The 26,005-nt window shown below is 45.4% G+C and carries 29 protein-coding genes, 1 tRNA gene and 7 pseudogenes; 14 read left to right on the top strand and 23 right to left on the bottom strand.

The genetic code is table 11. The features are described 5' to 3' along the window. Positions 1-265: 265 nt before the first annotated feature. Positions 266-454 (top strand): annotated as a pseudogene (locus ACD630_RS01505) (hypothetical protein); the annotation flags it as partial. A 91-nt stretch (positions 455-545) separates the two neighbouring features. Here the strand turns inward: ACD630_RS01505 and pgm are convergent. Beyond that, a complete protein-coding gene (gene pgm / locus ACD630_RS01500; RefSeq protein WP_430357894.1) occupies positions 546-2,189 on the bottom strand; it encodes a phosphoglucomutase (alpha-D-glucose-1,6-bisphosphate-dependent) in 1,644 nt (547 codons plus the stop codon). A gap of 39 nt (positions 2,190-2,228) precedes the next feature. Next, positions 2,229-2,762: a replication initiation negative regulator SeqA gene (gene seqA / locus ACD630_RS01495; RefSeq protein WP_430357893.1), complete on the bottom strand. Its 534-nt coding sequence runs from the start codon at positions 2,760-2,762 to the stop codon at positions 2,229-2,231. Between the two features lie 221 nt (positions 2,763-2,983). Here seqA and ACD630_RS01490 point away from each other — a divergent pair. Next, positions 2,984-3,187: pseudogene (locus ACD630_RS01490) on the top strand (esterase); the annotation flags it as partial. On the opposite strand, the gene ACD630_RS01485 reads toward ACD630_RS01490, so the two are convergent. The 3 genes from ACD630_RS01485 to ACD630_RS01475 form a co-directional block, all read right to left on the bottom strand. Next, the gene (locus ACD630_RS01485) at positions 3,129-3,284 is read right to left on the bottom strand and encodes a hypothetical protein (protein WP_430360127.1); all 156 of its coding nucleotides are present in this window, start codon (positions 3,282-3,284) and stop codon (positions 3,129-3,131) included. The pseudogene ACD630_RS01490 and the gene ACD630_RS01485 overlap by 59 nt on opposite strands. Further along, entirely contained in the window at positions 3,209-3,640 is a 432-nt protein-coding gene (locus ACD630_RS01480; RefSeq protein WP_430359839.1) for a transposase, read from the bottom strand. The genes ACD630_RS01485 and ACD630_RS01480 overlap by 76 nt, the downstream gene beginning before the upstream one ends. Positions 3,641-3,709: 69 nt before the next feature. Next, entirely contained in the window at positions 3,710-4,030 is a 321-nt protein-coding gene (locus ACD630_RS01475) for an IS630 transposase-related protein (RefSeq protein ID WP_430357834.1), read from the bottom strand. A gap of 94 nt (positions 4,031-4,124) precedes the next feature. Between ACD630_RS01475 and ACD630_RS01470 the strand changes: the two are divergent. The 4 genes and pseudogenes from ACD630_RS01470 (at position 4,125) to ACD630_RS01455 (ending at position 7,530) form a co-directional block, all read left to right on the top strand. Beyond that, positions 4,125-5,048 (top strand): annotated as a pseudogene (locus tag ACD630_RS01470) (IS5 family transposase). Between the two features lie 564 nt (positions 5,049-5,612). Continuing rightward, the gene (gene fldA / locus ACD630_RS01465; protein ID WP_430357892.1) at positions 5,613-6,140 is read left to right on the top strand and encodes a flavodoxin FldA; all 528 of its coding nucleotides are present in this window, start codon (positions 5,613-5,615) and stop codon (positions 6,138-6,140) included. 335 nt (positions 6,141-6,475) lie between these two features. After that, on the top strand, positions 6,476-6,922 hold the full coding sequence (gene fur, locus ACD630_RS01460) for a ferric iron uptake transcriptional regulator (protein WP_264645041.1): 447 nt from the start codon (positions 6,476-6,478) through the stop codon (positions 6,920-6,922). A 329-nt stretch (positions 6,923-7,251) separates the two neighbouring features. Further along, positions 7,252-7,530 (top strand): hypothetical protein, encoded by a 279-nt coding sequence (locus ACD630_RS01455; protein WP_430357891.1) that lies wholly within the window; start codon positions 7,252-7,254, stop codon positions 7,528-7,530. 320 nt (positions 7,531-7,850) lie between these two features. Here the strand turns inward: ACD630_RS01455 and ACD630_RS01450 are convergent, their stop codons facing one another. Continuing rightward, on the bottom strand, positions 7,851-8,648 hold the full coding sequence (locus ACD630_RS01450; RefSeq protein WP_430357890.1) for a hypothetical protein: 798 nt from the start codon (positions 8,646-8,648) through the stop codon (positions 7,851-7,853). A gap of 52 nt (positions 8,649-8,700) precedes the next feature. On the opposite strand from ACD630_RS01450, the gene ACD630_RS01445 reads away from it, so the two are divergent. Genes ACD630_RS01445 through ACD630_RS01435 form a run of 3 tightly spaced genes read left to right on the top strand, consistent with a single transcriptional unit; the run spans position 8,701 to position 9,346 of the window. Beyond that, complete coding sequence (locus ACD630_RS01445) at positions 8,701-8,859, top strand: hypothetical protein (RefSeq protein ID WP_430357889.1); 159 nt, start codon at positions 8,701-8,703, stop codon at positions 8,857-8,859. Beyond that, complete coding sequence (locus tag ACD630_RS01440) at positions 8,859-9,086, top strand: TraR/DksA C4-type zinc finger protein (RefSeq protein WP_430357888.1); 228 nt, start codon at positions 8,859-8,861, stop codon at positions 9,084-9,086. The genes ACD630_RS01445 and ACD630_RS01440 overlap by 1 nt, the downstream gene beginning before the upstream one ends. Continuing rightward, entirely contained in the window at positions 9,083-9,346 is a 264-nt protein-coding gene (locus tag ACD630_RS01435; protein WP_430357887.1) for a DNA adenine methylase, read from the top strand. Before ACD630_RS01440 ends, ACD630_RS01435 begins: the two co-directional genes overlap by 4 nt. Positions 9,347-9,374: 28 nt before the next feature. Here the strand turns inward: ACD630_RS01435 and ACD630_RS01430 are convergent, their stop codons facing one another. Together ACD630_RS01430 and ACD630_RS01425 are read right to left on the bottom strand one after the other, a co-directional pair. Beyond that, a complete protein-coding gene (locus ACD630_RS01430; protein WP_430357886.1) occupies positions 9,375-10,196 on the bottom strand; it encodes an IS630 family transposase in 822 nt (273 codons plus the stop codon). Positions 10,197-10,793: 597 nt separating this feature from the next. Next, a pseudogene (locus ACD630_RS01425) lies at positions 10,794-11,485 on the bottom strand (IS5 family transposase); the annotation flags it as partial. Between the two features lie 356 nt (positions 11,486-11,841). Here ACD630_RS01425 and ACD630_RS01420 point away from each other — a divergent pair. Together ACD630_RS01420 and ACD630_RS01415 are read left to right on the top strand one after the other, a co-directional pair. Beyond that, complete coding sequence (locus tag ACD630_RS01420) at positions 11,842-12,246, top strand: hypothetical protein (RefSeq protein WP_430357885.1); 405 nt, start codon at positions 11,842-11,844, stop codon at positions 12,244-12,246. Between the two features lie 80 nt (positions 12,247-12,326). Further along, positions 12,327-12,608 (top strand): annotated as a pseudogene (locus ACD630_RS01415) (transposase); the annotation flags it as partial. Between the two features lie 27 nt (positions 12,609-12,635). Here the strand turns inward: ACD630_RS01415 and ACD630_RS01410 are convergent. Beyond that, a pseudogene (locus ACD630_RS01410) lies at positions 12,636-13,560 on the bottom strand (IS5 family transposase). Positions 13,561-13,932: 372 nt separating this feature from the next. Between ACD630_RS01410 and ACD630_RS01405 the strand changes: the two are divergent. Together ACD630_RS01405 and ACD630_RS01400 are read left to right on the top strand one after the other, a co-directional pair. Further along, positions 13,933-14,688: a hypothetical protein gene (locus ACD630_RS01405; RefSeq protein ID WP_430357884.1), complete on the top strand. Its 756-nt coding sequence runs from the start codon at positions 13,933-13,935 to the stop codon at positions 14,686-14,688. Between the two features lie 167 nt (positions 14,689-14,855). Next, a complete protein-coding gene (locus ACD630_RS01400; RefSeq protein WP_430357883.1) occupies positions 14,856-15,071 on the top strand; it encodes a hypothetical protein in 216 nt (71 codons plus the stop codon). A 34-nt stretch (positions 15,072-15,105) separates the two neighbouring features. Here the strand turns inward: ACD630_RS01400 and ACD630_RS01395 are convergent, their stop codons facing one another. The 12 genes and pseudogenes from ACD630_RS01395 to ACD630_RS01340 all read right to left on the bottom strand — a co-directional run bounded on the left by ACD630_RS01395 (position 15,106) and on the right by ACD630_RS01340 (position 24,842). Further along, positions 15,106-16,146: an IS481 family transposase gene (locus ACD630_RS01395; protein WP_430357882.1), complete on the bottom strand. Its 1,041-nt coding sequence runs from the start codon at positions 16,144-16,146 to the stop codon at positions 15,106-15,108. A gap of 1,191 nt (positions 16,147-17,337) precedes the next feature. Further along, positions 17,338-18,156, bottom strand: coding sequence for an IS630 family transposase (locus ACD630_RS01390; RefSeq protein ID WP_430357881.1), 819 nt, complete (start codon positions 18,154-18,156; stop codon positions 17,338-17,340). 386 nt (positions 18,157-18,542) lie between these two features. Beyond that, positions 18,543-18,893 (bottom strand): annotated as a pseudogene (locus ACD630_RS01385) (IS21 family transposase); the annotation flags it as partial. Between the two features lie 81 nt (positions 18,894-18,974). Beyond that, complete coding sequence (locus tag ACD630_RS01380) at positions 18,975-19,745, bottom strand: winged helix-turn-helix domain-containing protein (protein ID WP_430357880.1); 771 nt, start codon at positions 19,743-19,745, stop codon at positions 18,975-18,977. A 348-nt stretch (positions 19,746-20,093) separates the two neighbouring features. Beyond that, entirely contained in the window at positions 20,094-20,657 is a 564-nt protein-coding gene (locus ACD630_RS01375; protein WP_430357879.1) for a hypothetical protein, read from the bottom strand. Next, positions 20,647-20,856 carry a hypothetical protein gene (locus ACD630_RS01370; protein ID WP_430357878.1) on the bottom strand — a complete coding sequence of 70 codons (210 nt, stop codon included), beginning with the start codon at positions 20,854-20,856 and terminating at the stop codon, positions 20,647-20,649. The genes ACD630_RS01375 and ACD630_RS01370 overlap by 11 nt, the downstream gene beginning before the upstream one ends. Positions 20,857-20,868: 12 nt before the next feature. Continuing rightward, positions 20,869-21,540 (bottom strand): hypothetical protein, encoded by a 672-nt coding sequence (locus ACD630_RS01365; protein ID WP_430357877.1) that lies wholly within the window; start codon positions 21,538-21,540, stop codon positions 20,869-20,871. 16 nt (positions 21,541-21,556) lie between these two features. Beyond that, positions 21,557-22,126 carry a hypothetical protein gene (locus tag ACD630_RS01360; RefSeq protein ID WP_430357876.1) on the bottom strand — a complete coding sequence of 190 codons (570 nt, stop codon included), beginning with the start codon at positions 22,124-22,126 and terminating at the stop codon, positions 21,557-21,559. A 16-nt stretch (positions 22,127-22,142) separates the two neighbouring features. Further along, a complete protein-coding gene (sctJ, locus tag ACD630_RS01355) occupies positions 22,143-22,952 on the bottom strand; it encodes a type III secretion system inner membrane ring lipoprotein SctJ (RefSeq protein WP_430357875.1) in 810 nt (269 codons plus the stop codon). A 2-nt stretch (positions 22,953-22,954) separates the two neighbouring features. Next, the gene (sctI, locus tag ACD630_RS01350) at positions 22,955-23,257 is read right to left on the bottom strand and encodes a type III secretion system inner rod subunit SctI (RefSeq protein WP_430357874.1); all 303 of its coding nucleotides are present in this window, start codon (positions 23,255-23,257) and stop codon (positions 22,955-22,957) included. A 21-nt stretch (positions 23,258-23,278) separates the two neighbouring features. Continuing rightward, positions 23,279-23,545, bottom strand: a complete 267-nt coding sequence (locus ACD630_RS01345) for a type III secretion system needle complex protein (RefSeq protein ID WP_430357873.1) — start codon at positions 23,543-23,545, stop codon at positions 23,279-23,281. After that, entirely contained in the window at positions 23,538-24,842 is a 1,305-nt protein-coding gene (locus ACD630_RS01340; protein ID WP_430357872.1) for a PrgH/EprH family type III secretion apparatus protein, read from the bottom strand. The genes ACD630_RS01345 and ACD630_RS01340 overlap by 8 nt, the downstream gene beginning before the upstream one ends. Positions 24,843-25,261: 419 nt before the next feature. On the opposite strand from ACD630_RS01340, the gene ACD630_RS01335 reads away from it, so the two are divergent. Beyond that, a complete protein-coding gene (locus tag ACD630_RS01335) occupies positions 25,262-25,480 on the top strand; it encodes a hypothetical protein (protein ID WP_430357871.1) in 219 nt (72 codons plus the stop codon). Positions 25,481-25,489: 9 nt separating this feature from the next. On the opposite strand, the gene ACD630_RS01330 is transcribed toward ACD630_RS01335, so the two are convergent. Together ACD630_RS01330 and ACD630_RS01325 are read right to left on the bottom strand one after the other, a co-directional pair. Next, positions 25,490-25,565: transfer RNA gene (locus tag ACD630_RS01330), tRNA-Lys, on the bottom strand. A 16-nt stretch (positions 25,566-25,581) separates the two neighbouring features. Then, positions 25,582-26,001, bottom strand: a complete 420-nt coding sequence (locus ACD630_RS01325; protein ID WP_430357870.1) for a hypothetical protein — start codon at positions 25,999-26,001, stop codon at positions 25,582-25,584. Positions 26,002-26,005: the final 4 nt, after the last annotated feature.

Raw genomic sequence — 26,005 nt, 5'->3', positions numbered from 1 at the left:
TTAACGGCTGACGCCAATGGTGCTGGGGGAGTCATGTGTTGCTTAACCAGACGCTGATAACGCCGGTTAAGGCGGGCATCAATCCCGCCGATGGATAAGTTGAGATCATGCAGCAACGTAATAGCAGATATTGCAAAAGATGTGTAGATACCTATGCCCTTTACCGTCTGGGATTCCATCCCACGTACAGCGATATAATATTATGCAGTGCCTCAGTCCACACGAGCGGGAGGTATTATGGGGCTACAAATAGGGACTAAATAACAGTAAAATCAGTGAGTTATCCGGAATATCCATTAAAGCTATCAGCGCATACCGTAATCACGCGATGCAGAAGTTGATGCTGAAAAACCATGCAGATCTCCACGAGTGGTTACACAGTATCGCCGCCGAGAACCTTTCCTGCTATTTCAAGCATAAAAGACAAAGGACGCACAGGGCGTCCTCAGTCTGATGGCAAAGTTGCTTTACCCCTTGTCATCCTCGGCGAAGGCCGGGAATGACGGGGTGTAGTGCTGTTTGTCAGCGCCCCCCTAAAGGAACGCTTATTTAGCATTTGCCAGCACGGCACTGACAATATCTACCGCTTCTTTCTCAATGCGCGCGCGATGCTCCGCGCCCAGGAAACTTTCGCAGTAAATCTTGTAGGCCTCTTCCGTGCCCGATGGACGCGCTGCAAACCAGCCGTTATCCGTCATCACTTTCAATCCGCCAATAGAGGCACCGTTACCCGGAGCAGCCGTCAAACGTGCCGTGATCGGATCGCCAACCAACGTACTGGCAGCAACCTGTTCAGGTGATAAGCGCGACAGCGCCGCTTTTTGCGCGTGAGTCGCAGAGGCTTGAATACGGTTGTAACTCGGCGCACCAAAACGGGCCGCCAGCACATCATAGTGTTGCTGCGGATTTTTACCGGTTACCGCAGTGATCTCAGCCGCCAGCAGACACATGATGATGCCATCTTTATCCGTTGACCATGGCGTGCCATCGAAGCGCAGGAAGGATGCGCCCGCACTCTCTTCAGCGCCAAAACCAAAGCTGCCATCGAATAAACCATCAACAAACCATTTGAACCCGACCGGCACTTCCACCAGTTTACGCCCAAGGCAGGCCACCACGCGGTCTATCATGGCACTGGAAACCAGCGTCTTGCCGACAGCAACAGATTGCCCCCACTGCGGACGATGACGGAACAGGTAGTCTATAGCAACCGCCAGATAGTGATTCGGGTTCATCAGACCCGCGGGCGTCACAATGCCGTGGCGGTCATAATCAGGATCATTGGCAAAGGCCAGATCAAATTTGTCACGCAGCGCCAGTAATCCCGCCATCGCTGACTCTGAAGAGCAGTCCATGCGGATAACGCCGTCATGATCCAAGGTCATAAAGCGGAACGTCTGATCGACCGCATCGTTGACCAAGTGTAAATTCAACTTGTAGTGCTCTGCGATGCGCTGCCAGTAGGCAATGCCTGAACCACCCAACGGATCGACACCCAGTGTCAGCCCTGCCTTCTGAATGGCGGGGATATCCACGACCTCACGCAATCCCTCGACATAAGTTTGCACCAGATCTTGCTCATGCACATGACCGCTCTGCCAGGCTTTATCCAGCGTCAGGCGTTTTACTGCTTTTAACCCATCAGCTAGCAGGGCGTTGGCACGTTTTTCGATAACGCTGGTGACATTGGTATCAGCGGGCCCGCCATTGGGCGGATTATATTTAATACCGCCATCTTCCGGTGGGTTGTGAGACGGAGTAATCCCAATCCCGTCAGCCTGAACATTGCCTTTGCAATTATGCACCAGAATGGCATTGGAGATAGCGGGCGTCGGCGTAAAGCCATTGTCCTGCTGCACCACCACTTCAACGCCGTTCGCTGCCAACACTTCCAGCACTGAGATAAAAGCCGGTTCCGACAGCGCGTGGGTGTCTTTACCCACAAAACAGGGGCCGGTGATCCCTTGCTTTTTGCGTTCTTCGGCAATCGCCTGAGCGATAGCCAGAATATGCGCCTCATTAAAACTGTGGCGCGCCGCGCTGCCGCGGTGACCCGATGTCCCGAACTTCACTGCATGTGCGGCGTTATCCACATCGGGGCGTAATACATAATACTGTGACGTTAATTGCGCTACATTAATCAAATCACTTTGCCGGGTGGGTTGTCCGGCTCTGGGGTGATTAGCCATCGGCGTTCTCCCTGACGCTATTCGTTAAGACGCTATTTGCTAAATAGTACCGCACACTTTTTCGACAAGCTCCGTGGGGAACTGCATCGATTGCATGATTTGCTCAACCATGCTGCGTTTGCGATCCGTATTGGTATTGGTGATGACCCAGTAAGGCGTGCCCTGAATATGCTTGGGTTTGGTATGGACACCATGCTGAAGCAGTGTGTGTTCGTCGCCAGCAAAATAAACGCGCGTGCGGCCATGAAGCTGCTCGGTTGCCGCAGAAAAAGCGTTCGGTTCGAGGCAATATAAGGTGGAGAGCACCAGCATAAAGCGATTGATAGCTTTACTTTGCGCGGCGTATTCATCGGACAACAACAGTTCACGCACAGCCCTTACACCATCACGCGGTTTTGTGGCTACACTCGCTGGCGTCTGCGCTTTCGTTGTGGCCGTTTCAGAAGCGGCGACCACCTGCACTGCCCGAAAATTCAACATGCGACGCAGAATATCCGAGGCGCTTTCACCAATGTGCTGCGTGTGGCTGGCAATATAACGATACAGCTCTTCGTCGACCTCAATAGTTTTCATCTTTATCCAGTACTGTTTTTACTCTAATTAATCGGCAAGAAGTATATAGGCGAATCAATACCACCGAACAGCGGCATTACACAAACAATATCGAAAGTCAGACGATCCCCCATCTGCTCCCTCGCCCCATTACCTGTAACCTGCAAAAAACATAGTCTTCATTTTCCACAGGGCAACATCATCAGCAGCAGTCATGATACCCTAAGCGCCTGTCTCTCTGAATGAACTTCACCATGAAATTGAATTATCGCTTGCAAAATGCGCAACAACCCATGAATGCGCTGCCTATCCTGTTGATTTACAGTCTGTTTGGTAATCTGGATAACCTAGGTATTCTGGCGCGAGACCTGTAAAAGCAGCAGGATGTCATTCAGGTCGACTTACGCAACCACGGATTATCCCCACGCACGCAGGAAATGAACTATAGCCAAGCGACTTAATTTTGATCACACCATATGGACTGAGAACAAAATCTCTGTATCGCAACCACTCTCTCTTTTTTTGCTTTTTGCTTGTGCCCATTTATGCTCAATGGGGTTAAGATCTGGCGAATATGTAGGCAAATACTCCACCATATACCCTGCATCGATGATGACTTGTTGAATATTATGTTTTTTGTGAAAAGTTGCATTGTCTATCACGATTACCCTGTTTTTAGGGAGTACTGGGATAAGGACTTGTGTGACCCAAGAATAGAAAACATCGCTGTTAATATTGATATCAAATAATCCGATAGCAAACAGCGTTGTGCCTAATAAAGCGCCGATAACATTTGTTCTTCCCTTGGCTCCCCCGTTCTTCAGGCCAAAACACCGTTGACCTTTTGGGGAATAGCCGTGAGTCCGTGGGGTATCGTGTGGAAAACCACTTTCATCAATAAAAACAATAGGCTTACCTTCTTTTTCATACTGTTGTTTTTTTGTTGAAATGCTTGCCGGGCGCTTTCGTCAGCTTTCGGATGACGTAGAGTTTTTTTTATAGGTCAATCCCAGCTTTTTAAGAGCTTGCCAAATGGCCTTCTGACAAACGCCAAAACGCTCTGCACGTTCTTTTTGGTAAGCATCTGGATATGGTTCAACATCTTTTATCAACTCGGATTTATCGCTCTTTCGCTGACGCGTGGTCGATGCTTTTGACGCTATTTGATTAATCCAACGCGATACAGAGGAAGGGCCAATCCGAAATTGCTTCGCTGTTTCTCGGATACTCAACCCTTCTTCTTCCCGTGTAGATATCACTTTACGTCTAAAATCAATTGAATAGCTCATTTAAATAATGTAATCAAAAGGCTTTGTTGAATAAATAGAACTTTTGGGTAATCATCGGAGCAGATCAACACAGTTGTTTCAAAATCAGGTCTCCATGGCAAAACAAAATTTTAAAATCACCAACTGGCCCTCTTATAACAAGGCCCTCAAGCAGCGCGGTTCTCTAACCGTATGGCTAGATGAATCAGCCATTGCTGCATGGACGGAAAAAAACACTACTGAACGGCGTGGACGACCGCTCCACTACTCAGATATGACCATCACCACAGTCCTGATGATGAAACGCGTGTTTGGCCTTTCATTGAGGGCTTTACAGGGCTTTGGTGACTCGATTTTTAAACTGATTAAATTGTCGCTCCATTGTCCAGACTATTCGCTGCTCAGCAAGCGAGCAAAGACAGTGAACATCAGCATAAAAACGCCAACCCGTGGTGAAATCTCACATCTGGTCATTGATGGAACCGGCCTGAAGGTCTTTGGCGAAGGTGAATGGAAAGTCCGGCAGCATGGTGCCGACAGACGCAGGGTATGGCGTAAGCTGCACCTGGCAGTAGACAGTGTGACACATGAGATTATCTGTGCGGATTTCTCGCTCAGTGGTACGACTGATGCCCAAGCTCTACCGGCGCTGATAAACCAGACCCACCGGAAAATCAGAGAGGCATCGGCTGACGGCGCTTAGGATACAGTTTACTGCTATGATGCTCTGCTGAGAAAGAAAATAAGGCCACTTATCCCGCCACGAAGGGGGGCGCAATATTGGCAAGATCGCTACCACGAGCGTAACCCCGCTGTTGCAAATCAGCGCATTAGCGGTAGTAACGCTATCTGGAAAAAGAAAGTGGGCTATCACCGGCGCTCAGTGGCTGAAACGGCCATGTTCCGGTTCAAAAGGCTTCTGGGTGGTCATCTAAGTCTGAGAGACTACGATGGTCAGGTGGGTGAAGCCATGGCCATGGTCAAAGCGCTTAACCTGATCACGCTATTAGGAATGCCGAACAGTATTCGCATCACGTAACAATCGACCCGTATGGGGCGCAGTCGTTACAAGTTCTGATTTATTCAACAAAGCCCCTAGAACCCATAACATTGCCGTTCTGATGGCGATGTTTCTCAAAAATTGCATAAGCAAGCTCCAGATATAAAATAACGTGCGGTAGGGTTATTATTTTTAAAAATAATCATCAGGTTTGAAACAATCCCCAAAAGGGGAAAACGCGCGATGCTTTACGCCTGCAAGCACACGACGAACCTGCTACTTTCATCGTCAATATTAAAAGAATATTTAGTAGTTTCCCTCCGTGATCTACAGAACACTGTCACTAAAAATCAGTAATTAGCTCTATTTTTCAAAAAGATAGGTAAAAATGTACTAACAATTCCGCCGCTAAAGTAATTAAAAAAACTGGCAAAATGGTGAAAAAGAACTACCGAATAAATACCATTATTTAATAGCGGTTATTTCCGCTTTGCGCTAGGGGAAAGATATAAGTTTCTCCCACCCCCAGCGTCTGATATTATTACTTGATATGTAGGTGATAAACCGCACCATACCATTAAGAATAAAGAGGTTATTTTATCCATGGCGCTCATAGGCATTTTCTTTGGCAGTGACACCGGCAATACCGAAAACATTGCCAAGACAATCCAACAGCAACTGGGCAGTAATGTTGCAGAGGTTCATGACATCGCCAAGAGCAGCAAAGAAGATATTGAAGCGTTTGATATCCTGCTGCTTGGTATACCGACCTGGTACTATGGTGAGGCCCAGTGTGATTGGGACGATTTCTTTCCTACATTAGAAGAGATTGATTTTAATGGGAAAACTGTTGCCTTATTTGGCTGTGGTGATCAAGAAGATTACGCAGAATACTTTTGTGACGCGATGGGAACGCTGCGCGATATTATTGAACCGCGCGGGGCAACGATTGTCGGTAACTGGTCAACTGAAGGTTACTATTTCGAAGCGTCTAAAGGGCTGGCAGACAATAATCACTTCATCGGTCTGGCCATTGATGAAGATCGTCAACCTGAACTGACCAGTGAACGCGTGAGTGCCTGGGTCAAACAAATCAGCGAAGAGCTCAACCTGAAAGCACTGGTAGGTTAATCGCCCCTGTTTTACACAGAAGCCCTGATAGCAATGTCAGGGTTTTATTAATAGATAAAATCAATTAAATTAATAGAAACATTTTTTTAACTTCCCGGTGTAAGCCTGTACAATAGTACCCATCGGTTTTGTACGTTTATCAATTTTCTCCATTTTACAACAAGAGATTGCGCGCGAATGCACACTTTCTTTATGGAGACGGTATTGTTAACATCCCATGGTTTTCATTTTTAATGCGCGGTTCTATAACTGAGACGCCATTACAATTTTTGAGCCGACCGATGTCATAGGCTTAATTGCCTCCATCGATGAGAAAGTAACAGGACTAAACCCGCATGACTGACAATAACACTGCATTAAAGAAGGCCGGCTTGAAAGTCACTCTGCCAAGACTGAAGATTCTGGAAGTATTGCAGGATCCGGAGTGTCATCACGTCAGCGCGGAAGATTTGTATAAAAAACTGATAGATATGGGAGAAGAGATCGGTCTGGCGACCGTTTATCGCGTGCTTAACCAGTTTGATGATGCCGGTATTGTCACCCGTCATAACTTTGAAGGTGGTAAGTCAGTGTTTGAGCTGACACAGCAACACCACCATGATCATCTTATTTGCTTGGATTGCGGACGCGTTATTGAATTCCGTGATGAATCTATCGAAGCGCGTCAGCGCGAAATCGCAGACAGACACGGTATCAAACTGACTAACCACAGTTTGTACCTTTATGGCCATTGCAGTACGGGCGACTGCCGCGAAGAAGAAACGCTCCACGACCCGAAATAAGTCAAGCTTTCTTTTTTATTAAATTAACTTATTGTTTTTATTGTTAAAATAAAGATCCACATGCTGACCACTAGTCAACGCTAAGCCCTGCTTTTTGGGCTTTTCTTTGGACGCAAAAGTGGGGGCTCGCGGATCTTCACTCAAACAACAACCAACGGGCGGGTGCAAGCTCCGCCGCCGGGTTGCCTTACCTCACATGTTATCTGGTATAAGAGTGGCATCGGGTTGATTAACATCGATTCGGGGCCTTACCACATTCTCCTGCCTTCTGCGTTTTTTTCTTGCTACCATGAGTCATTGATTTTCAAGTTGACCAATAAGCAGGTGTAATGATGGGATTATTGAACCGGAACGATATTGAAATCGAAATCAGTCTTTGTACTCGCGATGATGCACCTAAAACCGCGAAGGTAAAACTACGTGATGTCGAGGACGCGGAACACATGGCCGCCCTAGCGGCCAAAATGGAACGCCTTAACGCGACGCGCGATGCGGAAATTGGCAAACTGCGCGCCAGCGCACAGGCGTTGCGCGGTCACGGTGTATCGCTGACAGGAAGCACGGCCACCATTCAAAGCGCCATCCGGCGCACTGAACAATACAACTAGACATTAGAGCGAGAGCGGCGACAGCTGGCCGCGGTTACGCAAGCGTGTGCGCGTTATGACCGTATGCAGCAGACCCCCCAAAAGAGGCGTAATGGCGGCATCATGGCGGTAGCGGGTGCAACGGCGGGCGGTTATAGCCAAGCGACATTATTTTGATAACAATTAGGGCTTTTTTGAATAATAGGTAATCATGCTGTTTTTCCATGCCAGTTTTGGTTGAAAATGCTTCTCATCTCAGGTGTACATTTTTCTCATGAGGCCTAACTGCATGATTTTACGTTGCGAGGATCCGTCGTTTCGCTGGGCTGCCAGCATAAAATCTATTTATTCAACAAAGCCGTTATGATCACGGATGTTTCCCCGATCTCCATATTGGCTTTTTTCCCTTTCCAGCCAACCTGTCCGTTTGCGATAAATGGCAGATCGTCTGCAATTTCACCAATTTTACGGGTGTCACCGCCCCACTCGGCCCGATGCCCTTCCTTTCCCCGGATAAGCCAACATATTCCTTGGGAGCTTAATGTGCGCATATGCCCGATAGAGTCACCTTCACGGTCAATGAGATGAACTAACTTCCTCCCGGTATCAAGAGACTCAACGCGGGCGATATCAGCCGTCAAAGCATCCATATGAGTCAGATTCTCAGACAAGCCCTCGGTTAGCGTTGAACGACAACCTGCCCTATCGGTTAGAGTTTGAGACAGGGGCGCTATTGGTAAACCATTTGCAGCATCAAGCAGTAGGCTGGTTTGTAGTTCATAACCGACGTCACCACCATGCGTCATTTTCAAACGTTCTTCTTTCCCATTGTGGGTACGAAACTGTAAATGAGACCAGTCGTGAACGACGAGAGCGTATGGATGCGGGCTAAGTGCAACCTGCCGGAGAGCCAGCGAAATAATCGGTTCATTGAGCTGACTGAAGCTAATACGTTCATTATTAAAAAAACGCCAAACGGCCTGAGTAGTGGTGAATGTTGTTTTCTGTGCGCAGGCAAGGTCTTTAACGGCTGACGCCAATGGTGCTGCGGGAGTCATGTGTTGCTTAACCAGACGCTGATAACGCCGGTTAAGGCGGGCATCAATCCCGCCGATGGATAAGTTGAGATCATGCAGCAACGTAATAGCAGATATTACAAAAGATGTGTAGATATAGACAAGCGACTTAAAAATGATTACAGCCAATGCCCTGATATGTGGCAAAAAAATACAGCTAATTGTTATCAAAATAATGTCGTTTGGCTATAACAGACTGGACAGTATTGATGCTGCCGAATTGCTGCGAGATGTCGCACAGAGCATCCAGAACGACGCGCAGGAGAGCCGCTGATGCCCGATGCAATGGATGTTATCCAGTGGCACGAGGAAGAAGCGCGTCAGCGCCATATTTGCCGCGCGTTATCCAGACACAGTGCGGTTTCGCGGGTGCGCTGTGTCCGGTGTGATGCACGCATCCCGCCAGCCCGCCGCCGTGCGGTTCAGGGCGTGCAGTACTGCGTGACCTGCCAGGAAACCATTGAGCGTAAACACAGACACGACAGCAGGAGGAAAGCATGAAACCGATCTTGAAATGGGCAGGCGGAAAGTCTCGTCTGATGCCACGCTTAAGGCCTTTGCTGCCAACGGTGGATTGTCTGGTTGAGCCGTTTGTGGGTGGCGCATCGGTCTTTCTCAATACCGATCACCGCCGCTATGTGCTGGCCGATATCAATCCCGACCTGATTAACTTCTACCAGGAGGTGATGGATGCACCTGAAAGCGTTATACGGGCCGCGCTACCCCTGTTCAGACACAACAATAACCACGAAGACTATTGACTATTATAGCTAAACGACTTAATTTTGATTACACCATATGGACTGAGAACAAAATCTCTGTATCGCAACCACTTTCTCTTTTTTTGCTTTTTGCTTGTGCCCATTTATGCGCAATGAGGTTAAGATCTGGCGAATATGTAGGCAAATACTCCACCATATACCCTGCATCGATGATGACTTGTTGAATATTATGTTTTTTGTGAAAAGTTGCATTGTCCATCACGATTACCCTGTTTTTAGGGAGTACTGGGATAAGGACTTGTGTGACCCAAGAATAGAAAACATCGCTGTTAATATTGATATCAAATAATCCGATAGCAAACAGCGTTGTGCCTAATAAAGCGCCGGTAACATTTGTTCTTCCCTTGGCTCCCCAATTCTTCAGGCCAAAACACCGTTGACCTTTTGGGGAATAGCCGTGAGTCCGTGGAGTATCGTGTGGAAAACCACTTTCATCAGTAAAAACAATAGGTTTACCTTCTTTTTCATACTGTTGTTTTTTTGTTGAAATGCTTGCGGGGCGCTTTCGTCGGCTTTTGGATGACGTAGAGTTTTTTTTATAGGTCAATCCCAGCTTTTTAAGAGCTTGCCAAATGGCCTTCTGACAAACGCCAAAACGCTCTGCACGTTCTTTTTGGTAAGCATCTGGATATGGTTCAACATCTTTTATCAACTCGGATTTATCGCTCTTTCGCTGAGGCGTGGTCGATGCTTTTGACGCTATTTGATTAATCCAACGCGATACAGAGGCAGGGCCAATCCGAAATTGCTTCGCTGTTTCTCGGATACTCAACCCTTCTTCTTCCCGTGTAGATATCACTTTACGTCTAAAATCAATTGAATAGCTCATTTAAATAATCTAATCAAAATTAAGTCTTTTAGCTATATCAGTCGACAGAGATACTGACTCAGTACGCTGAGGAGGTGCTGAATATCCGTGGGCTATTTGACACAGTGGTTGGCGAGGATTCGCCGATCCTGACCCGATTGAAGCAGTGGAAGATTGTACCGAAGTTGGTCGTTGATGTGAGCAACGCGGAGTTCTGTCACTAACTGTACGGGGGATCTGTGGCCTCCGACATCCGATTGGCGCAAAACCGCCTCTTTAACGACTTCTGGTGTGTCTCCAGTGGGGCAATACATGTAACCCTTCGATGACAGGGGGATACTGCTGATATCTGGCATGGGACTGGGGTTACAGAGATGATTTCTGTTGTTTGTGGAGGTTGACGGATGACGAAATATTCCTATATACATGAACTTGATCAGGCATATAAGACTGAGAGAGAGGTGCGGCACGAACGTTATAGGAAAAATGTTTGTGCTGTCTGTGCCCGTTCTTGTGGTTATGCGCGATATAAGCGCGACGGTGAAAAATATTTCAGAAACAGACGGGCCAACGAAAAAAACAGTTCAGCAGGGTTTTTCTTCAACTAGGCTGTGTCCCTTAATTGCGTAACCGGCTGTAAAACAAGCGGATGCAGCCCAGTTTCACCATTGCTAGATACTTTCTTGCCATTTTTTCATAACGTGTGGCGATCCGTCGATATTCCTTTAAACGGCCAAAACACCTTTCCACAACGTTGCGACGGCGATAAGCATCACGATCAAGTTGCGAGCGTCCATCTGAAGCCTGTTTTTCATTTAATTTTCGGGGGTAACCGTTTTTATCCCTTTTATTTTCAAAATGTTACGTAGTTCATTCCCAGAGTAGGCTTTGTCAGCCAGTACCGCATGACCGTGACGCTTCATGCTGACGTTCTGGCGTTGCACGCCAATGCCATCCAGGAGTCGTAACGTGAACAGGCTTTCCTGAGCCTGCCCAGCACTCAGTACGATATAGCCAACCGACATTATTTTGATAACAGCCAGCTATGCTTTTTTGCCGCATATCAGGGCATCTGTTGTAATCATTTTTAAGTCGGTTGGCTATATTTAGCGGGATGCTGCTTCCGTCGGTCGCCATGTGGATTTTGGTGCCATAACCACCTCGTGAGCAACCCAGGCTGTTATCGCTGGTAATATCGAGATGTTTTTTTGAGCGCCAGCCGCACATTTGAGCGCACGGATATTACTGCCATCCAGCGCAGTTGCTGACCAGTCAACAAGTCCATGAGCATCAAGAAATGAAAGTAACCTAGGCTTTGTTGAATAATAGTGAGTCATGCTGTTCTGGCATGCTTGTTTTGGGCAAAAATGCTGGTCACACCGGGAGCACCACCAAGATCTTGGTGTAACATACTGATTTTACGTTAATGGAATCCGCAGCCTTTATGGCTGTGCAGTATAATATCTATTTATTCAACAAAGCCCTTGAGGGGGAAAACAGCTTCAAAAAAATTGTGCAATAAAGCCATAAGGGCTTTTCGCTTTATATCCGCCCCCGCATTGGACGAGGGATTTGGGCGTTTTTCGCTAATTTCTCTTATAGCATTTAAAAACAACAAGGAGTAACAATAGAAAAGCATATCGACTTTACATTAGGAGTACACGACATGAACATCACATCCATCGCAAAATCTGGATTCAATGTGATAAAGGATGATTGTAGAGGAATAAAAGAAAGTACTCTAAAGCGATTTAGAGATAATGGTAAGGTGTTAACATTCGCGAACAAAATAAAAAAGATAAGTAATACAGCTCTCGCATTTATCAAAAAAAATCCTAGAAAAATTACAACGGCTATTGGATTTGCATCAATACTTGTTGGAGTAACCACTGCGAATCCTGGGCTTGTTTGCGTAGGTATTTCCTCTTTGGTTGCTGCTACTCTATTTATCCCATCTACACCATCTACACCATCTACACCATCTACACCATCTACACCATCTACACCATCATCGGTGATGTTACCACCTGTTCACGAGAGTGAATTTTTATCTAATGGCCCTGAAGTCTGATTAGACTACGGTTCGTGCTAAGCTGTGTCCCTTAATTGCTTGAGCTATAGTATCCATCTGTTTCTACTACACTTTGGATTATGGCTCGCTACGATCTTTCTGATGAAGCATGGGCAATCATTGAGCCCTTGTTGCCAACCATTTGGACATCTCTGCAGGCCGATCGGCCATGGGCAGAACATCGCAAAATCCTCAACGGCATGTTCTGGATACTGTGTTCAGGCGCACCATGGCGTGATTTACCTGAACGTTACTGCCCATGGAAAACCGTTTATAACCGTTTCAATAGATGGTCAAAGTTTGGAGTTATTAACATTATTTTCAATAGGTTACTGGCTTTGTTGAATAAATCAGAACTTGTAACGACTGCGCCCCATACGGGTCGATTGTTACGTGATGCGAATACTGTTCGGCATTCCTAATAGCGTGATCAGGTTAAGCGCTTTGACCATGACCATGGCTTCACCCACCTGACCATCGTAGTCTCTCAGACTTAGATGACCACCCAGAAGCCTTTTGAACCGGAACATGGCCGTTTCAGCCACTGAGCGCCGGTGATAGCCCACTTTCTTTTTCCAGATATCGTTACTACCGCTAATGCGCTGATTTGCAACAGCGTGGTTACGCTCGTGGTAGTGATCTTGCCAATATTGCGCCCCCCCTTCGTGGCGGGATAAGCGGCCTTATTTTCTTCCTCAGCAGAGCATCATAGCAGTAAACTGTATCGTAAGCGCCGTCAGCCGATGCCTCTCTGATTTTCCGGTGGGTCTGGTTTATCAGCGCCGGTAGAGCTTGGGCATCAGTCGTACCACTGAGCGACAAATCCGCACAGATAATCTCATGCGTCACACTGTCTACTGCCAGGTGCAGCTTACGCCATACCCTGCGTCTGTCGGCACCATGCTGCCGGACTTTCCATTCGCCTTCGCCAAAGACCTTCAGGCCGGTTCCATCAATGACCAGATGTGAGATTTCACCAGGGGTTGGCGTTTTTATGCTGATGTTCACTGTCTTTGCTCGCTTGCTGAGCAGCGAATAGTCTGGACAATGGAGCGACAATTTAATCAGTTTAAAAATCGAGTCACCAAAGCCCTGTAAAGCCCTCAATGAAAGGCCAAACACGCGTTTCATCATCAGGACTGTGGTGATGGTCATATCTGAGTAGTGGAGCGGTCGTCCACGCCGTTCAGTAGTGTTTTTTTCCGTCCATGCAGCAATGGCTGATTCATCTAGCCATACGGTTAAAGAAGCGCGCTGCTTGAGGGCCTTGTTATAAGAGGGCCAGTTGGTGATTTTAAAATTTTGTTTTGCCATGGAGACCTGATTTTGAAACAACTGTGTTGATCTGCTCCAATGATTACCCAAAAGTTCTATTTATTCAACAAAGCCCTTTTTTGCCGCATATCAGGGCATCTGTTGTAATCATTTTTAAGTCGGTTGGCTATATGTCTGGTAATGCCAGTCCTACGCGATTAAATAAACCACTTATTGAAAATACTGATCAAACGATCAGATAAAGTTCTTAACTGTTCGAACGTTCGAACACATAATACCCACACGCTGCGGCAAAAACGCGCAGGACATGAAGCCTCAACTCCCTTGGTGATTGGGGCTTTTTATGTATTGAAAACAGAGTTAACAATCAAGACTATATGAAATCCAAATTATTATATTAGTAGATGTCGCATGAATATTAACTCAACTAATTACTCGCCAATCATACGCCCTTTGCCCGGTAGCCTTGTGCCTAATCCTCTTTCTGGGGAGTTAGGGAGTGTCAGAAATGAGTCGGTGTTTTTTGATTGTTTGTCGGATATCAGGCGAACGCTTGTTCCGATGCTTAAGAACATAGTTAGATTTTGTCAAGCGCTTTCTAACGAGCTGGTTACACTGGTATCATGTCAAGAAAATGCCAAAAAAGGCACATCAGAGCTAGATATTAGTAACACCGGATTAATGACAGAAAAACCGCAGACAGCAGACGTCCTCCGCTATGTTGACCAGCTGGTCAAAGAGACCAATATAGGATGGTATGAAATAAATCAAGATAACCCTGAGCGCTTGTGTGACCAGGAAGCCCGGCGCAATTTTAACCGCATGGTGCTGACGATAGGGCTTGAAGGTCTGTCCTTCGAGGCTTGTACCCGAATGACAGAGCATCTGGAAGGGGAATATGGCCAACATCTACGAGGCGTGCTGAATTTTGCTGCAGAGCAAGTCGGACAGACAGAGGAAGATCCGCTAAAAGTCTCCACAGTCTACAAATACTCGATATTCATTGAGGATTTAATCATAACCCTGCATGAAAGGCTAGGGCACTATGACGTTCGGGTTGAGCCCGGCATCAATATCCAAAGATACAGTGAACTGACATCGCGAGATATCAAGACGCTGTCTGGTGTTGGTATCAGTGTGGAAACGTTGACAGCGAATTCTTACTGAATAAAATAATTACGTCGCACGTCGCACGTCGCACGTCGCACGTCGCACGTCGCACGTCGCACGTCGCACGTCGCACGTCGCACGTCTCGCTTGTTGCTCCCTCTATATCAGTTTGGTACAGATGTGCGATAGGGCCCCGGTTAATGCCATAGGTATCTACACATCTTTTGCAATATCTCAACTTATCCATCGGCGGGATTGATGCCCGCCTTAACCGGCGTTATCAGCGTCTGGTTAAGCAACACATGACTCCCGCAGCACCATTGGCGTCAGCCGTTAAAGACCTTGCCTGCGCGCAGAAAACAATATTCACCACTACTCAGGCCGTTTGGCATTTTTTTAATAATGAACGTATTAGCTGTACTAGCTCAGACCTGATCTGACAGTTACCGATTATTTATACAGGTGTCTGTCAGATTACATCTGGTTCAGATTCTTTTCTGCCCAGATCCGTTTTCCATCGAGTAAAGTGGCCATCGGCGTACGCCCGTAGCACATTTTTCCCTGATGAGTTCGCTCAGTATTGTAATGCCACAACCAGTTGTCCAGATCTACCTGCAGGCTTTCCAGGTCTCCATATAACTTCTTGCCGAACGTAACCTGATAAAAATCCTGCAAAATGGTTTTATGGAAGCGCTCGCAGATGCCGTTCGTTTGCGGAGACATCGCCTTCGTTTTCGTATGCTCGATATCGTTGATAGCCAGATAAAGCTGATAATCATGCTGCTCCACTTTACCACAGTATTCCGTACCCCTGTCGGTCAGTATTCTCAGCACCGGCAGTCCCTGAGCCTCGTAGAACGGGAGTACGCTATCATTGAGCAGGTCGGCGGCGGTGAGCGGTGTTTTATTCGTATACAGCTTGCAGTGCGCCATTTTCGAGTACGTATCCACGAACGTCTGCTGGTAGATACGGCCCACCCCCTTCAGATTGCCCACGTAGAAGGTGTCCTGCGAGCCCAGATACCCGGGATGTGCCGTCTCGATTTCACCGCAGGCCTCATCATCGTGCGCCTTCTTCTCCAGGGCTGCGATTTGAGCATCGGTAAGGACAATGCCTTCTCTGGCGACCTTTTCCTCAAGCGCCTTCAGGCGTTTACGGAAGTTCTCCAGGTCGTGTCGTTGCCAGATGGAGCGCACGCCGCTGCCGGAGATAAACACGCCTTTTTTACGCAGCTCATTACAGGTCCGGTGCTGCCCATGGGGCGGGAACTCAATAGCATAATCAACAAGCGCGTGTTCAGTGGCTTCGTCGGCGCGGTTCTTCAGGTTCGGAACCCGGCGGTTCTGGTTAACCAGCGCATCAATGGCGCCTTCAGCAGCCAGTTCCTGATAACGGTAAAATGTATCGCGTGACACGCCCATGCTCTTGCAGGCTTTTGATACGTTACCGAGTTCTTCGGCGAGATTGAGCAGGCAGGCTTTGTGTTTGATAATGGGATTGTTAGTATGAAGCATGAGAGTTACCTCGCGTTTTGTTTAAGGATTAGACACCCATATCAAAACCGGTAACTCTCAACCTTTCAAGGTCCAGTGTCAGATCTAGTCGCGACTAATACATATTAGCTTCAGTCAGCTCAATGAACCGATTATTTCGCTGGCTCTCCGGCAGGTTGCACTTAGCCCGTATCCATACGCTCCCGTCGTTCACGACTGGTCTCATTTACAGTTTCGTACCCACAATGGGAAAGAAGAACATTTGAAAATGACGCATGGTGGCGACGTCGGTTATGAACTACAAACCAGCCTACTGCTTGATGCTGCAAATGGTTTACCAATAGCGCCCCTGTCTCAAACTCTATAGCCAACAGACTTAAAAATGATTACATCCAATGCCCTGATATGTGGCAAAAAAATACAGCTAATTGTTATCAAAATAATGTCGCTTGGCTATATCGCCCGCGTTGAGTCTCTTGATACCGGGAAGAAGTTAGTTCATCTCATTGACCGTGAAGGTGACTCTATCGGGCATATGCGCACATTAAGCTCCCAAGGAATATGTTGGCTTATCCGGGGAAAGGAAGGGCATCGGGCCGAGTGGGGCGGTGACACCCGTAAAATTGGTGAAATTGAATACGATCTGCCATTTATCGCAAACGGACAAGTTGGCTGGAAAGGGAAAAAAGCCAATATGGAGATCGGGGAAACATCCGTGATCATAACGCGAACAGCAAAAGCGAAGCGGAAAGACAAGAACACCGGACGGCGAGTGAAAGTTCAGCCAGGCGTAGCTCTGACACTCAGATTAGTTGTGGTTCGCCTTACCGATACTCACGGTAAATTTATCGGACGCTGGACGCTACTCACAAACGTTAGCAACGAGATCACCAGCGCGGAAGTCGCTCGCTGGTATTACTGGCGCTGGGGTATTGAACCCTTTTTTAAGCTGCTGAAAGGTGCCGGTCATGATGTAGAAAAATGGCTTCAGCGCAGTGCTGGTGCCCTGCTACGCAGGTTATTGATAGCTAGCATGGCATGTGTGCTGGTATGGCGGCTGCAACGCGCTGAAGGAGACGACAATGCGGCAGCCCGTCAGTTAATTTGCCGATTATTCGGACGACAACAAAAACGAGGGCGTAAAGAAAGCGCCCCAGCGCTGCTTGCCGGACTATCCATCCTGCTAAATATAGCCAAGCGACTTAATTTTGATTACACCATATGGACTGAGAACAAAATCTCTGTATCGCAACCACTCTCTCTTTTTTGGCTTTTTGCTTGTGCCCATTTATGCTCAATGGGGTTAAGATCTGGCGAATATGTAGGCAAATACTCCACCATATACCCTGCATCGATGATGACTTGTTGAATATTATGTTTTTTGTGAAAAGTTGCATTGTCCATCACGATTACCCTGTTTTTAGGGAGTACTGGGATAAGGACTTGTGTGACCCAGGAATAGAAAACATCGCTGTTAATATTGATATCAAATAATCCGATAGCAAACAGCGTTGTGCCTAATAACGCGCCGATAACATTTGTTCTTCCCTTGGCTCCCCCGTTCTTCAGGCCAAAACACCGTTGACCTTTTGGGGAATAGCCGTGAGTCCGTGGGGTATCGTGTGGAAAACCACTTTCATCAATAAAAACAATAGGTTTGCCTTTTTCATACTGTTGTATTTTTTGTTGAAATGCTTGCCGGGCGCTTTCGTCGGCTTTCGGATGGCGTAGAGTTTTTTTATAGGTCAATCCCAGCTTTTTAAGAGCTTGCCAAATGGCCTTCTGACAAACGCCAAAACGCTCTGCACGTTCTTTTTGGTAAGCATCTGGATATGGTTCAACATCTTTTATCAACTCGGATTTATCGCTCTTTCGCTGACGCGTGGTCGATGCTTTTGACGCTATTTGATTAATCCAACGCGATACAGAGGCAGGGCCAATCCGAAATTGCTTCGCTGTTTCTCGGATACTCAACCCTTCTTCTTCGCGTGTAGATATCACTTTACGTCTAAAATCAATTGAATAGCTCATTTAAATAATGTAATCAAAATTAAGTCGTTTAGCTATACCTTGACGTTATTAGCAGACTATACCCCGGAAGAACTTGCCCACTTAGCTATGGTGGTTTTTAACCCTTTATGGGCTTTATTGAATAATAGGTAATCATGCTGTTTTTCCATGCCAGTTTTGGTTGAAAATGCTTGTACATCTCAGGTGTACACTTTTCTCATGAGGCCTAACTGCATGATTTTACGTTGCGAGGATCCGTCGTTTCACCGGGGGTGTAGCATAAAATATGTTTATTCAACAAAGCCCATAAATAGGCACAAGCAAAAAGCCAAAAAAGAGAGAGTGGTTGCGATACAGAGATTTTGTTCTCAGTCCATATGGTGTAATCAAAATTAAGTCGCTTTGCTATAACCGGGCTGAGTTTCGAAGCGAACCGTTTTCTTCGATGGCCGCATCTTACGTTTGGGCTGGATGTAGTAACGCAACATGGAGCGTCCACCGGTATAACCCATCGCTTTAATTTCCGCGAGGATGACCTCGCCGTTCCAGACGTTCTCTGCCAGACGCATGTCGATATAGTCCATGAACGGCCTGAGTTTGGCCATTTTGTGGCGTGTTTTTCTGGCCGGAGGTTCCGGGTATTTCAGGTAGCGTCTGACAGTCCGCTCAGAGCAACCAACCTGAGTGGCAATATCGACAATATACGCACCCTGCTGGCGCATTTGCTTTATCATGTAAAAGTCCTCTCTGCTTAGCATGCTGATGTCCTTTCTGGTGTGAGAACCTCAAGGAAACAACATGTTGGGTGGAGCGGACAATCCAAATGGTGAATTACCGTCTTATATCACTGGCGCTGACACAGACAACAGCGTTAGAATGGCCCTGCATAGCAACCGGTAATTGATATGATGATCGCTCGTGAAACGGACTCCTTCTCGATATAATACCGAGTGATCCTTTGCCCGAGTCAGTTCAATACGGATGATAGAGTTTTCACCGTGGCGAATTTCCATACCAGAAATATAATAGTCCGCCTGTGATTTTTCGATTGCAGATAGGTAGCTACTGTAATCTTGGACGCTGCGTGTCAGACAAGACGAAACAACGTTAATGGGCAAATCCAGACAATGCAACCAATCAATCAGCTGATCGTGGAGTGAAATAGCTTGGTATCGATGCTGCATCTCAAAGATGAACAATGCAATATTGCATGTTCTCTTTTCAACGGAAGCATCAAAGGCGGTCATGTCATTGTGGTTCGCGGTCAAGGTCGGTTGAACCGCTTTTTCAGGGAGATTGGCGACTTGAACCTCAGGGACAAAACGATAGCCCTTGCCGTAGATGTTATCGATAAATCTTTTTTTTCTTGAGTGACCCAACGTGCGGCGCAAAACATAAATACAACGCGTTAATGACTCATCGGAGACCAATCCCCCCTTCCAGACATGTTCAATTATTGCATCTTTTGAAATAACGGTATGTGCGTTTTGTAACATAAAGAGTAATACCGCACTCTCTTTCGGCGCTAAATAGATAGCGCCTTTATCTTTTGTCAGTAATTGACCATTATGAAAAGAAAAGCCTTCAAATATAAATTGATGAAATTCCATTTTTACTATTCCTTACGAAATAGAGGCATAACTTTGCGCAATAAAGGAATAACACGAACACTCACTTAACAGAGCTATTCCCAACAAGCGGTAATGACTTTACTTCGGTTTTTTAGAGCAAACAGATGAAATACTGCTTAAAACGTTTTTCAGGCATATCAGCAGAACAAAAGTGGCAGAACCAACGTCACAGATAATATACGAGAATCGATAATTTTAATCACCAAATTCATTGGTAAGTCCAGACCAATGCACTAAAAACCCCGAGTAAAAAAAACAACGCTTTCATCAACACAAAATACTATAAAAATAAATTAATCCGAAATTTAATATCAAAAGCAAATAATATTACTTACATAACAAGTAGTTATCTACAGCCGCCTCCCACTGATATTGTTCTCTAGGTTTGGCAGGCGCACCCGAAGATTTCTCAACACGCATGTAATCTATGCTGTGCGTAGGCATACCAGCCTGCTTGACCTTGCCGCATATCATGGATTTTTTGCCAGGATCTTGCATCGTCGCGCGAATATGCTCCCAAAATTGACTCACCTGCTTTTCGGATAGTTGTGCAAAAGCTTCACCTAAGCATTTTCCATGTGCCATCTTGGCATATTGTGTACCAATACGGTTTGCATCAAACCATGTGTAGCTTCCCGCCAAGGCATAAAGAAATACAGCTCGGTCGAACTTCTGAGCACGAACGCATTCATTCATTTCAGCATAGAGCACATCGGGCTCACCAGAAGCACTATAAAGGGGATCGGTACGACATGTTTCTTCTGCAAACTCAAGGTCTGTACTGTTTCTGCTAGCGCTATCTGGAAGTGAACCTGTCGCAGACTGACATCCCACCAACAACAACGATAGAAACAGAGTGCTGGTTGCGAAAAAAATGGGTTTACCAGTCATAATTTTCATCAGGATCGAGACCATCCGATAACAAGACTTTTTGCATCCACTCGTTATACATAAACCGCATAGCATGCATAGCATAATTATTGATCTCATCATCATCTAACCCCTTAATTACTTCGCTAATGTCTTTGATATCTCCATCAGTTTCATAAAGCGAAACGGTGGAGTTTGATAGAGAATTAATCGTTGTCATTGCTTATTTTCCTTAATTATCATCATTATCCGATACCAACACTTCACGCGACGGTGAATACGTTCCAAGTTGTTCGTGAAGTTTTTCCAGTGTTTGCTGAGAAAGTTGTTCGCAACTCTCATACAATGATTGCGTGTCAAAAAACGTATCTATTTGATTATCAACAAACGTCTCTGGTAAAAATTCGACCAGTTGCTCACGATACTTAAATACATATCGCAAATCTTGATGATACTCAAAAATGACGCCTCCCCGGTGTATACTATCAATATAGGCCATTAATCTGCGTTTATAACGGCGTCTGTCGCTAGGAAGAAGGATGTAAAAAGGCGTTTTGTCATCTCGGCCATCAATCTCATCGGCCCAGCTTTCAAACAAGGTACAAATCACACTTTCCTTATTGACAGTGTCACTCAGCAAACGCTTTGCACGCTGGCGAACCTGTCCATAGAGTTCATTTACAATGCCTTGTTTATCCTCAATAAAACCGGTTACTGTTTCAATTGATGTCACAAGGCCGTGTTCATAACCATCGCGATAGGCCTGCTGACGTATTGCCTCAGCATCACGACTGGCATCGCTGATGATCTTTTTGGCATGTTCACGGGCCTGCGCCACGACGTTGATTCTCAGATTATGTGCTACACGATTCTTGTTTGTTAACAGCACATTTTCTTGCAGCATATTTGTATATGATGTCTCAACTTCTTTGAGCATATTGAATGGCCATCCTCATTGCTAATTCATTATCACCGGTTAATGTTGGCGACGCAGTTTCCACATCATCTCCTGGTGAAAACAATAATGGCAGTCGTTCTCTCATTACCCTCGAGACAGAAGCGGAGAATAAATCAATTTCTCGTTTAGCGCACCACGCATATTGCTCAAGAGAATAAGTAGATGCATTCACTGGCTTAGTTTCAATAATATTCAACAATGAAAACTGCCTGACGGATTTTTCAAGCTTCCACCAGACTCCACACTGAAAAAGATTGCTCTTATGGCGTTGACAAGCCACCATAAAGGCCGCTTTGGGTAACAAATGCCAATGCGCAGCTAAATATCGCTCTCTTTCATTATTTAGGTCGAGCGGTTCAACCGAAAGAGAAAAGTTTTCGATTAAAATGTCATTTATAATTCGATGACATCCTGGCGTCGAAAATCCAGAGGGAAGTGAAAAACGTTTTGGATGAATCCATGATATCGGATTATATATTATATTTAGAATATTACAGCATTCCCTTTGCTCTTTATGCATTAATCTTTCCATGACATTCAGATATCTGCTATTTTTTATCTTCAGGAACATCTACACTGGGTTTAGGATCATCCGGTGTACGTTTATTATTAGTCTGCGTCAAGATATGCTTCTTTAGCCTACTTAAAAATTCATGATGGCTTTGACTAATAAATAACAGCACGGCAGCTAACAAGGCAACGGTTACCACGCCAAGGCTTATTAACCACATCGGTGTGTCAGACTTTGTTGCTTGAATGGATACCGGTGTATGCCGCTGAACGTCATTAATCTTAGATAACACGACGGAAATATTGTCGTAATTAACGTCCTCAAAGCTATTCTTAAGAAAGCGCTTTACATCACTGATTAATAAGGTGGTATCAGTAATACTATTATCATGATTGAGCAATGTTGAAAGATGAACAGCCGCTCTTTTCCTATAACCATCGCTGGAGCTCATATCATAGCTCACATGTACGCGCGCAGAAACCACCCCTGAAATTGACAACAACGAATGCTCAAGTCGTTGCTCGATTCCGGAATAGAGGCGAGCCTTTTCAGCACGCGGAGAAGAAACAAGCGCATCGGCAGGAAACATCTGCGCAATGTCGATTGCTGGAGGGCGTGGCAGCCCATAAGTATTCATTAAATCAACAGAAGCAGAAAAATCCTGAGAACTGACAGAGAGACTATACCCCTCTTTTTTGACCTCATTTTTATCAACCTTGATGTTATTGCGCTGTAACAGCGCAATAACATCATTAGCCTGCTGTTGATCTAACCCTTTCAGCAAAATATCTTGCTTACAGCCTACAAGAAAAACTGCCAATATGGGAAATAACAGGTATTTATTCATGATTATGAACGTAATAATGTTTCAACAGTACTGACCCCTTTACGCGTCAATGTACTGATGAGTGATACATGTAAGTTATAGTCAGAAGTTCGTTGCTGAAGTTCTGCCAACATTTCAGGATCTGTTGAAGCATTGGTGTTCTCCAACAATGAAATCACGTCACGCTGTTCCGCAGACATATTTACCGATTCCCGCGCATAAGCGCGAAGCAGACGATCTTCCAACGACACATTGGCAGATTCTGGCATGGTAATATCATGCCAATTGCCAGACAACTGTGTCACCATACTGGTGTTATGATTCATAGCCTATTCCTAGTAACAACATTAACGGAAGTTGGTAATAATCGCAGAGCCCACATCTTTGTATACCTTCACAACGTTAGATTGTGCATTACGGTAGAGCGTATACTCTGACAAGCGAGACTGATAAGTCGCCAACAGCTCTGGGTTAGAGGGGTCATTTGCCAGTTTTTCTAGCGCCGACTTCAATTCAGAATTAAGTTGTGTCACACCATTATCGAAGGTTGATGATTTATTAGACAAATAACCATTCCATGTGAAATCTGTACTTATTGAATCCTTGTTACTCATATAAAATCCTTACTTGTGTTTTTGGGAAATACCAATGTCCAGCGCCAAGTTTTATATAGCTTTTTTCGCCAAATTTAAAAGATTTATCTTTGAACCAATCAGTTTCCAGCTCGACAGAAAAGTGAACATACCTTCCACCCCATTGTTGATAGTATTGATTGACAAAATTCTTGATACTTTCGAGCATACCATCCTCAATGACGCCAAATATAACAAAGGTGATAGTATCGCCATTGTCTATCTCACGGAAAGAGAGCGCCATTTTTTTTAATCCTTGATTGGCAATACTCCTGATTGTTTTATCCTCCAGATTATCTAGCCTTACTGAATCAATATAAGGGAATTTTTCTTTCAGCGCAGAAATAAAATCACCGCGTGCCTTTTCACTTAATTCATTTCTTTCTGTACTAATTCTAAGAATCGGATGTTGTGGGTCACTCAACCGTATCTGATGAAACTTCAATGCAGGCCAATAGGTTTCCACCCAACGAGAAATTCGCTCTTCTTCACTGGCAATATTGACAACATTAACCTGTTGGCGCAGCGGATTTCTGACCATGGTTTGAACAGCCCAATCAGTCGCTTTTTCACTGCCAGCAAAAACATAAATCCAATTATCGCGAGCATAAACTATCTGATAATCCTCAGAGGCAAAATTCAATAATGTTGAGACATTATCAAGCTGACGCTGTTTTCCCGTAAGGTAGCCATAGCCCGCGACAAACACGGCACTCACTAAAGCAACTGCTGCCAATGTTTTATACCATACACTTTTGGTATTCTTGACAATCTCGGTAGTCGTTGGTGATTGTCCCCTGGCACTGTCCAGATATTCTCCGGATAAGATAGCGTCCGAGAATTCAGAATGTTGATTTCGCCAGACAAATTTTTGCATCCCAACGGTGATAACTTCATTTTCTGACAATGCTATCATTGGTGAGCCATCGTCAGAGATCTCACGCATATAAACCTCGCATGAGTCGCCCAGTTTAACGATTATCTCGAAACTTACATCCGGTTGCTCAGCAGGAATATAAATAGTATTATCAGGCATCTGTGTGCCATTATATTGCTTGCTAATCGTTTCTTCATCAGTAGAAAGAAAAAGTGTGTTCCCTTCAAGCAAAGCAAACTCACACCCACGTAAAACTCCGTTAAGAAGCCTAACGACTATCCTTTTTTCTTTATCGATATTTTTATCTTCATCCAATAACATTGCTAAATTCTCAAGGAGATCGATACCATTACGTTCACTTTGGACAAGATATACCAACGGACCACCAACATCTTGATTCAATAATAATGGAAAATTGATTTCACATCAGATTTGGCAAGCAGTAACTTAATGATTGTCAAGAAAAAGAATGAGAATGTATATCTTCAGATAGAAAAAGGCTTTGTTGAATAATAGGGAATAATGCTGTTATGACACGCCTGTTTTGGATTAAAATGGGCTTTGTTGAATAAACATATTTTATGCTGCCCCCCCGGTGAAACGACAGATCCTCGCAACGCAAAATCATGCAGTTAGGCCTCATAAGAAAACTGTAAACCTGAGGTGACAAGCATTTTCTACCAAAACTGGCTGGAAAATCAGCATGACTCACTATTATTCAACAAAGCCAATTAACGCCTGACGAAAGACAATATTACAACCGATTAGACTTGTGGAGAAAGGAAGGCTACCTAAAGACTATTCCTATAGTCAGGGGGGCAATGGAAGCTGTAGATGCTGGCGAAAAAGGATTGCCTCACCCACGGTTAATTAACTGGGAAGAAAAACGGGTGGCATGGGAAAATCGCGTGATATTAGCCGAAGAGAAGCGGATCACAGCGGAAGCAAATAAAGTTTATGCCAAAGTAGAAATTGACCCATCTAAAGACGAACGCTTTAAGAATTACATAGGGCGTTACGGTGCTGTCAGAAGCGAGTAATCCCCAATATGGTGGGTTGTGCAGGATTTGAACCTGCGACCGATGGATTAAGAGTCCACTGCTCTACCAACTGAGCTAACAACCCGTAGTGGCATAATTAATTAGAGGGCGGTGACGAGAAAAGCTTTCACAACCAGAGAGAAAATACCTAAAACTCCAGCGCTCAGCATCCAGCGAATTAACTTCTGCTCAGAGCGGATACCCGCCATTTCAAGCTGTAAGTCCTTTCTAACCAAGGATATTTGAGTCGTCATATCCTTACGGACATCGGCTATCTGCGCGTCGGTCTTCTCGAAGCGGGCTTGCATCTGAGCTTCGTGCTTCTCGAAACGAGCATCAACCTTATCGAATCTGGCATCAATTTCCTTGCGCACGTCCTCAAGGTCACGCTTGGTAGCGACATCCGCCACCTCATGAGACTTGCGTACGACGAGCGAAATCGCCCGTGCCTGCTCTCTGGAAATACCAGCAGTCTCAAGCTCTTCTGATGCTTGCAATGTATCAAATGCAACCTGGCCCATAGCG

Origin of the sequence: Symbiopectobacterium sp. RP, from assembly GCF_050472005.1 — a bacterium.
Lineage (GTDB): Bacteria > Pseudomonadota > Gammaproteobacteria > Enterobacterales > Enterobacteriaceae > Symbiopectobacterium.
Note: the sequence above shows the minus strand (reverse complement) of the source record. Positions and strands in the feature narration are given on the sequence as shown.

Bases quoted from the DNA above. Each gene is read 5' to 3' on its own strand.
- ACD630_RS01420 (WP_430357885.1), top strand. From the start codon at position 11,842: ATGAACATCACATCCATCGCAAAATCTGGATTCAATGTGATAAAGGAT.
- ACD630_RS01455 (WP_430357891.1), top strand. From the start codon at position 7,252: ATGATGGGATTATTGAACCGGAACGATATTGAAATCGAAATCAGTCTT.
- sctJ (WP_430357875.1), bottom strand. From the start codon at position 22,952: ATGAATAAATACCTGTTATTTCCCATATTGGCAGTTTTTCTTGTAGGC.
- ACD630_RS01395 (WP_430357882.1), bottom strand. From the start codon at position 16,146: ATGCTTCATACTAACAATCCCATTATCAAACACAAAGCCTGCCTGCTC.
- ACD630_RS01360 (WP_430357876.1), bottom strand. From the start codon at position 22,126: ATGGAAAGATTAATGCATAAAGAGCAAAGGGAATGCTGTAATATTCTA.
- ACD630_RS01445 (WP_430357889.1), top strand. From the start codon at position 8,701: ATGATTACAGCCAATGCCCTGATATGTGGCAAAAAAATACAGCTAATT.
- ACD630_RS01370 (WP_430357878.1), bottom strand. From the start codon at position 20,856: ATGACAACGATTAATTCTCTATCAAACTCCACCGTTTCGCTTTATGAA.
- ACD630_RS01335 (WP_430357871.1), top strand. From the start codon at position 25,262: ATGGAAGCTGTAGATGCTGGCGAAAAAGGATTGCCTCACCCACGGTTA.
- ACD630_RS01430 (WP_430357886.1), bottom strand. From the start codon at position 10,196: ATGAGCTATTCAATTGATTTTAGACGTAAAGTGATATCTACACGGGAA.
- seqA (WP_430357893.1), bottom strand. From the start codon at position 2,762: ATGAAAACTATTGAGGTCGACGAAGAGCTGTATCGTTATATTGCCAGC.
- ACD630_RS01485 (WP_430360127.1), bottom strand. From the start codon at position 3,284: ATGGGCACAAGCAAAAAGCAAAAAAAGAGAGAGTGGTTGCGATACAGA.
- ACD630_RS01325 (WP_430357870.1), bottom strand. From the start codon at position 26,001: ATGGGCCAGGTTGCATTTGATACATTGCAAGCATCAGAAGAGCTTGAG.
- ACD630_RS01345 (WP_430357873.1), bottom strand. From the start codon at position 23,545: ATGAGTAACAAGGATTCAATAAGTACAGATTTCACATGGAATGGTTAT.
- ACD630_RS01405 (WP_430357884.1), top strand. From the start codon at position 13,933: ATGAATATTAACTCAACTAATTACTCGCCAATCATACGCCCTTTGCCC.
- fldA (WP_430357892.1), top strand. From the start codon at position 5,613: ATGGCGCTCATAGGCATTTTCTTTGGCAGTGACACCGGCAATACCGAA.
- ACD630_RS01435 (WP_430357887.1), top strand. From the start codon at position 9,083: ATGAAACCGATCTTGAAATGGGCAGGCGGAAAGTCTCGTCTGATGCCA.
- pgm (WP_430357894.1), bottom strand. From the start codon at position 2,189: ATGGCTAATCACCCCAGAGCCGGACAACCCACCCGGCAAAGTGATTTG.
- fur (WP_264645041.1), top strand. From the start codon at position 6,476: ATGACTGACAATAACACTGCATTAAAGAAGGCCGGCTTGAAAGTCACT.
- ACD630_RS01375 (WP_430357879.1), bottom strand. From the start codon at position 20,657: ATGACTGGTAAACCCATTTTTTTCGCAACCAGCACTCTGTTTCTATCG.
- ACD630_RS01440 (WP_430357888.1), top strand. From the start codon at position 8,859: ATGCCCGATGCAATGGATGTTATCCAGTGGCACGAGGAAGAAGCGCGT.
- sctI (WP_430357874.1), bottom strand. From the start codon at position 23,257: ATGAATCATAACACCAGTATGGTGACACAGTTGTCTGGCAATTGGCAT.
- ACD630_RS01475 (WP_430357834.1), bottom strand. From the start codon at position 4,030: ATGAGCTATTCAATTGATTTTAGACGTAAAGTGATATCTACACGGGAA.
- ACD630_RS01380 (WP_430357880.1), bottom strand. From the start codon at position 19,745: ATGGAATTTCATCAATTTATATTTGAAGGCTTTTCTTTTCATAATGGT.
- ACD630_RS01365 (WP_430357877.1), bottom strand. From the start codon at position 21,540: ATGCTGCAAGAAAATGTGCTGTTAACAAACAAGAATCGTGTAGCACAT.
- ACD630_RS01390 (WP_430357881.1), bottom strand. From the start codon at position 18,156: ATGAGCTATTCAATTGATTTTAGACGTAAAGTGATATCTACACGCGAA.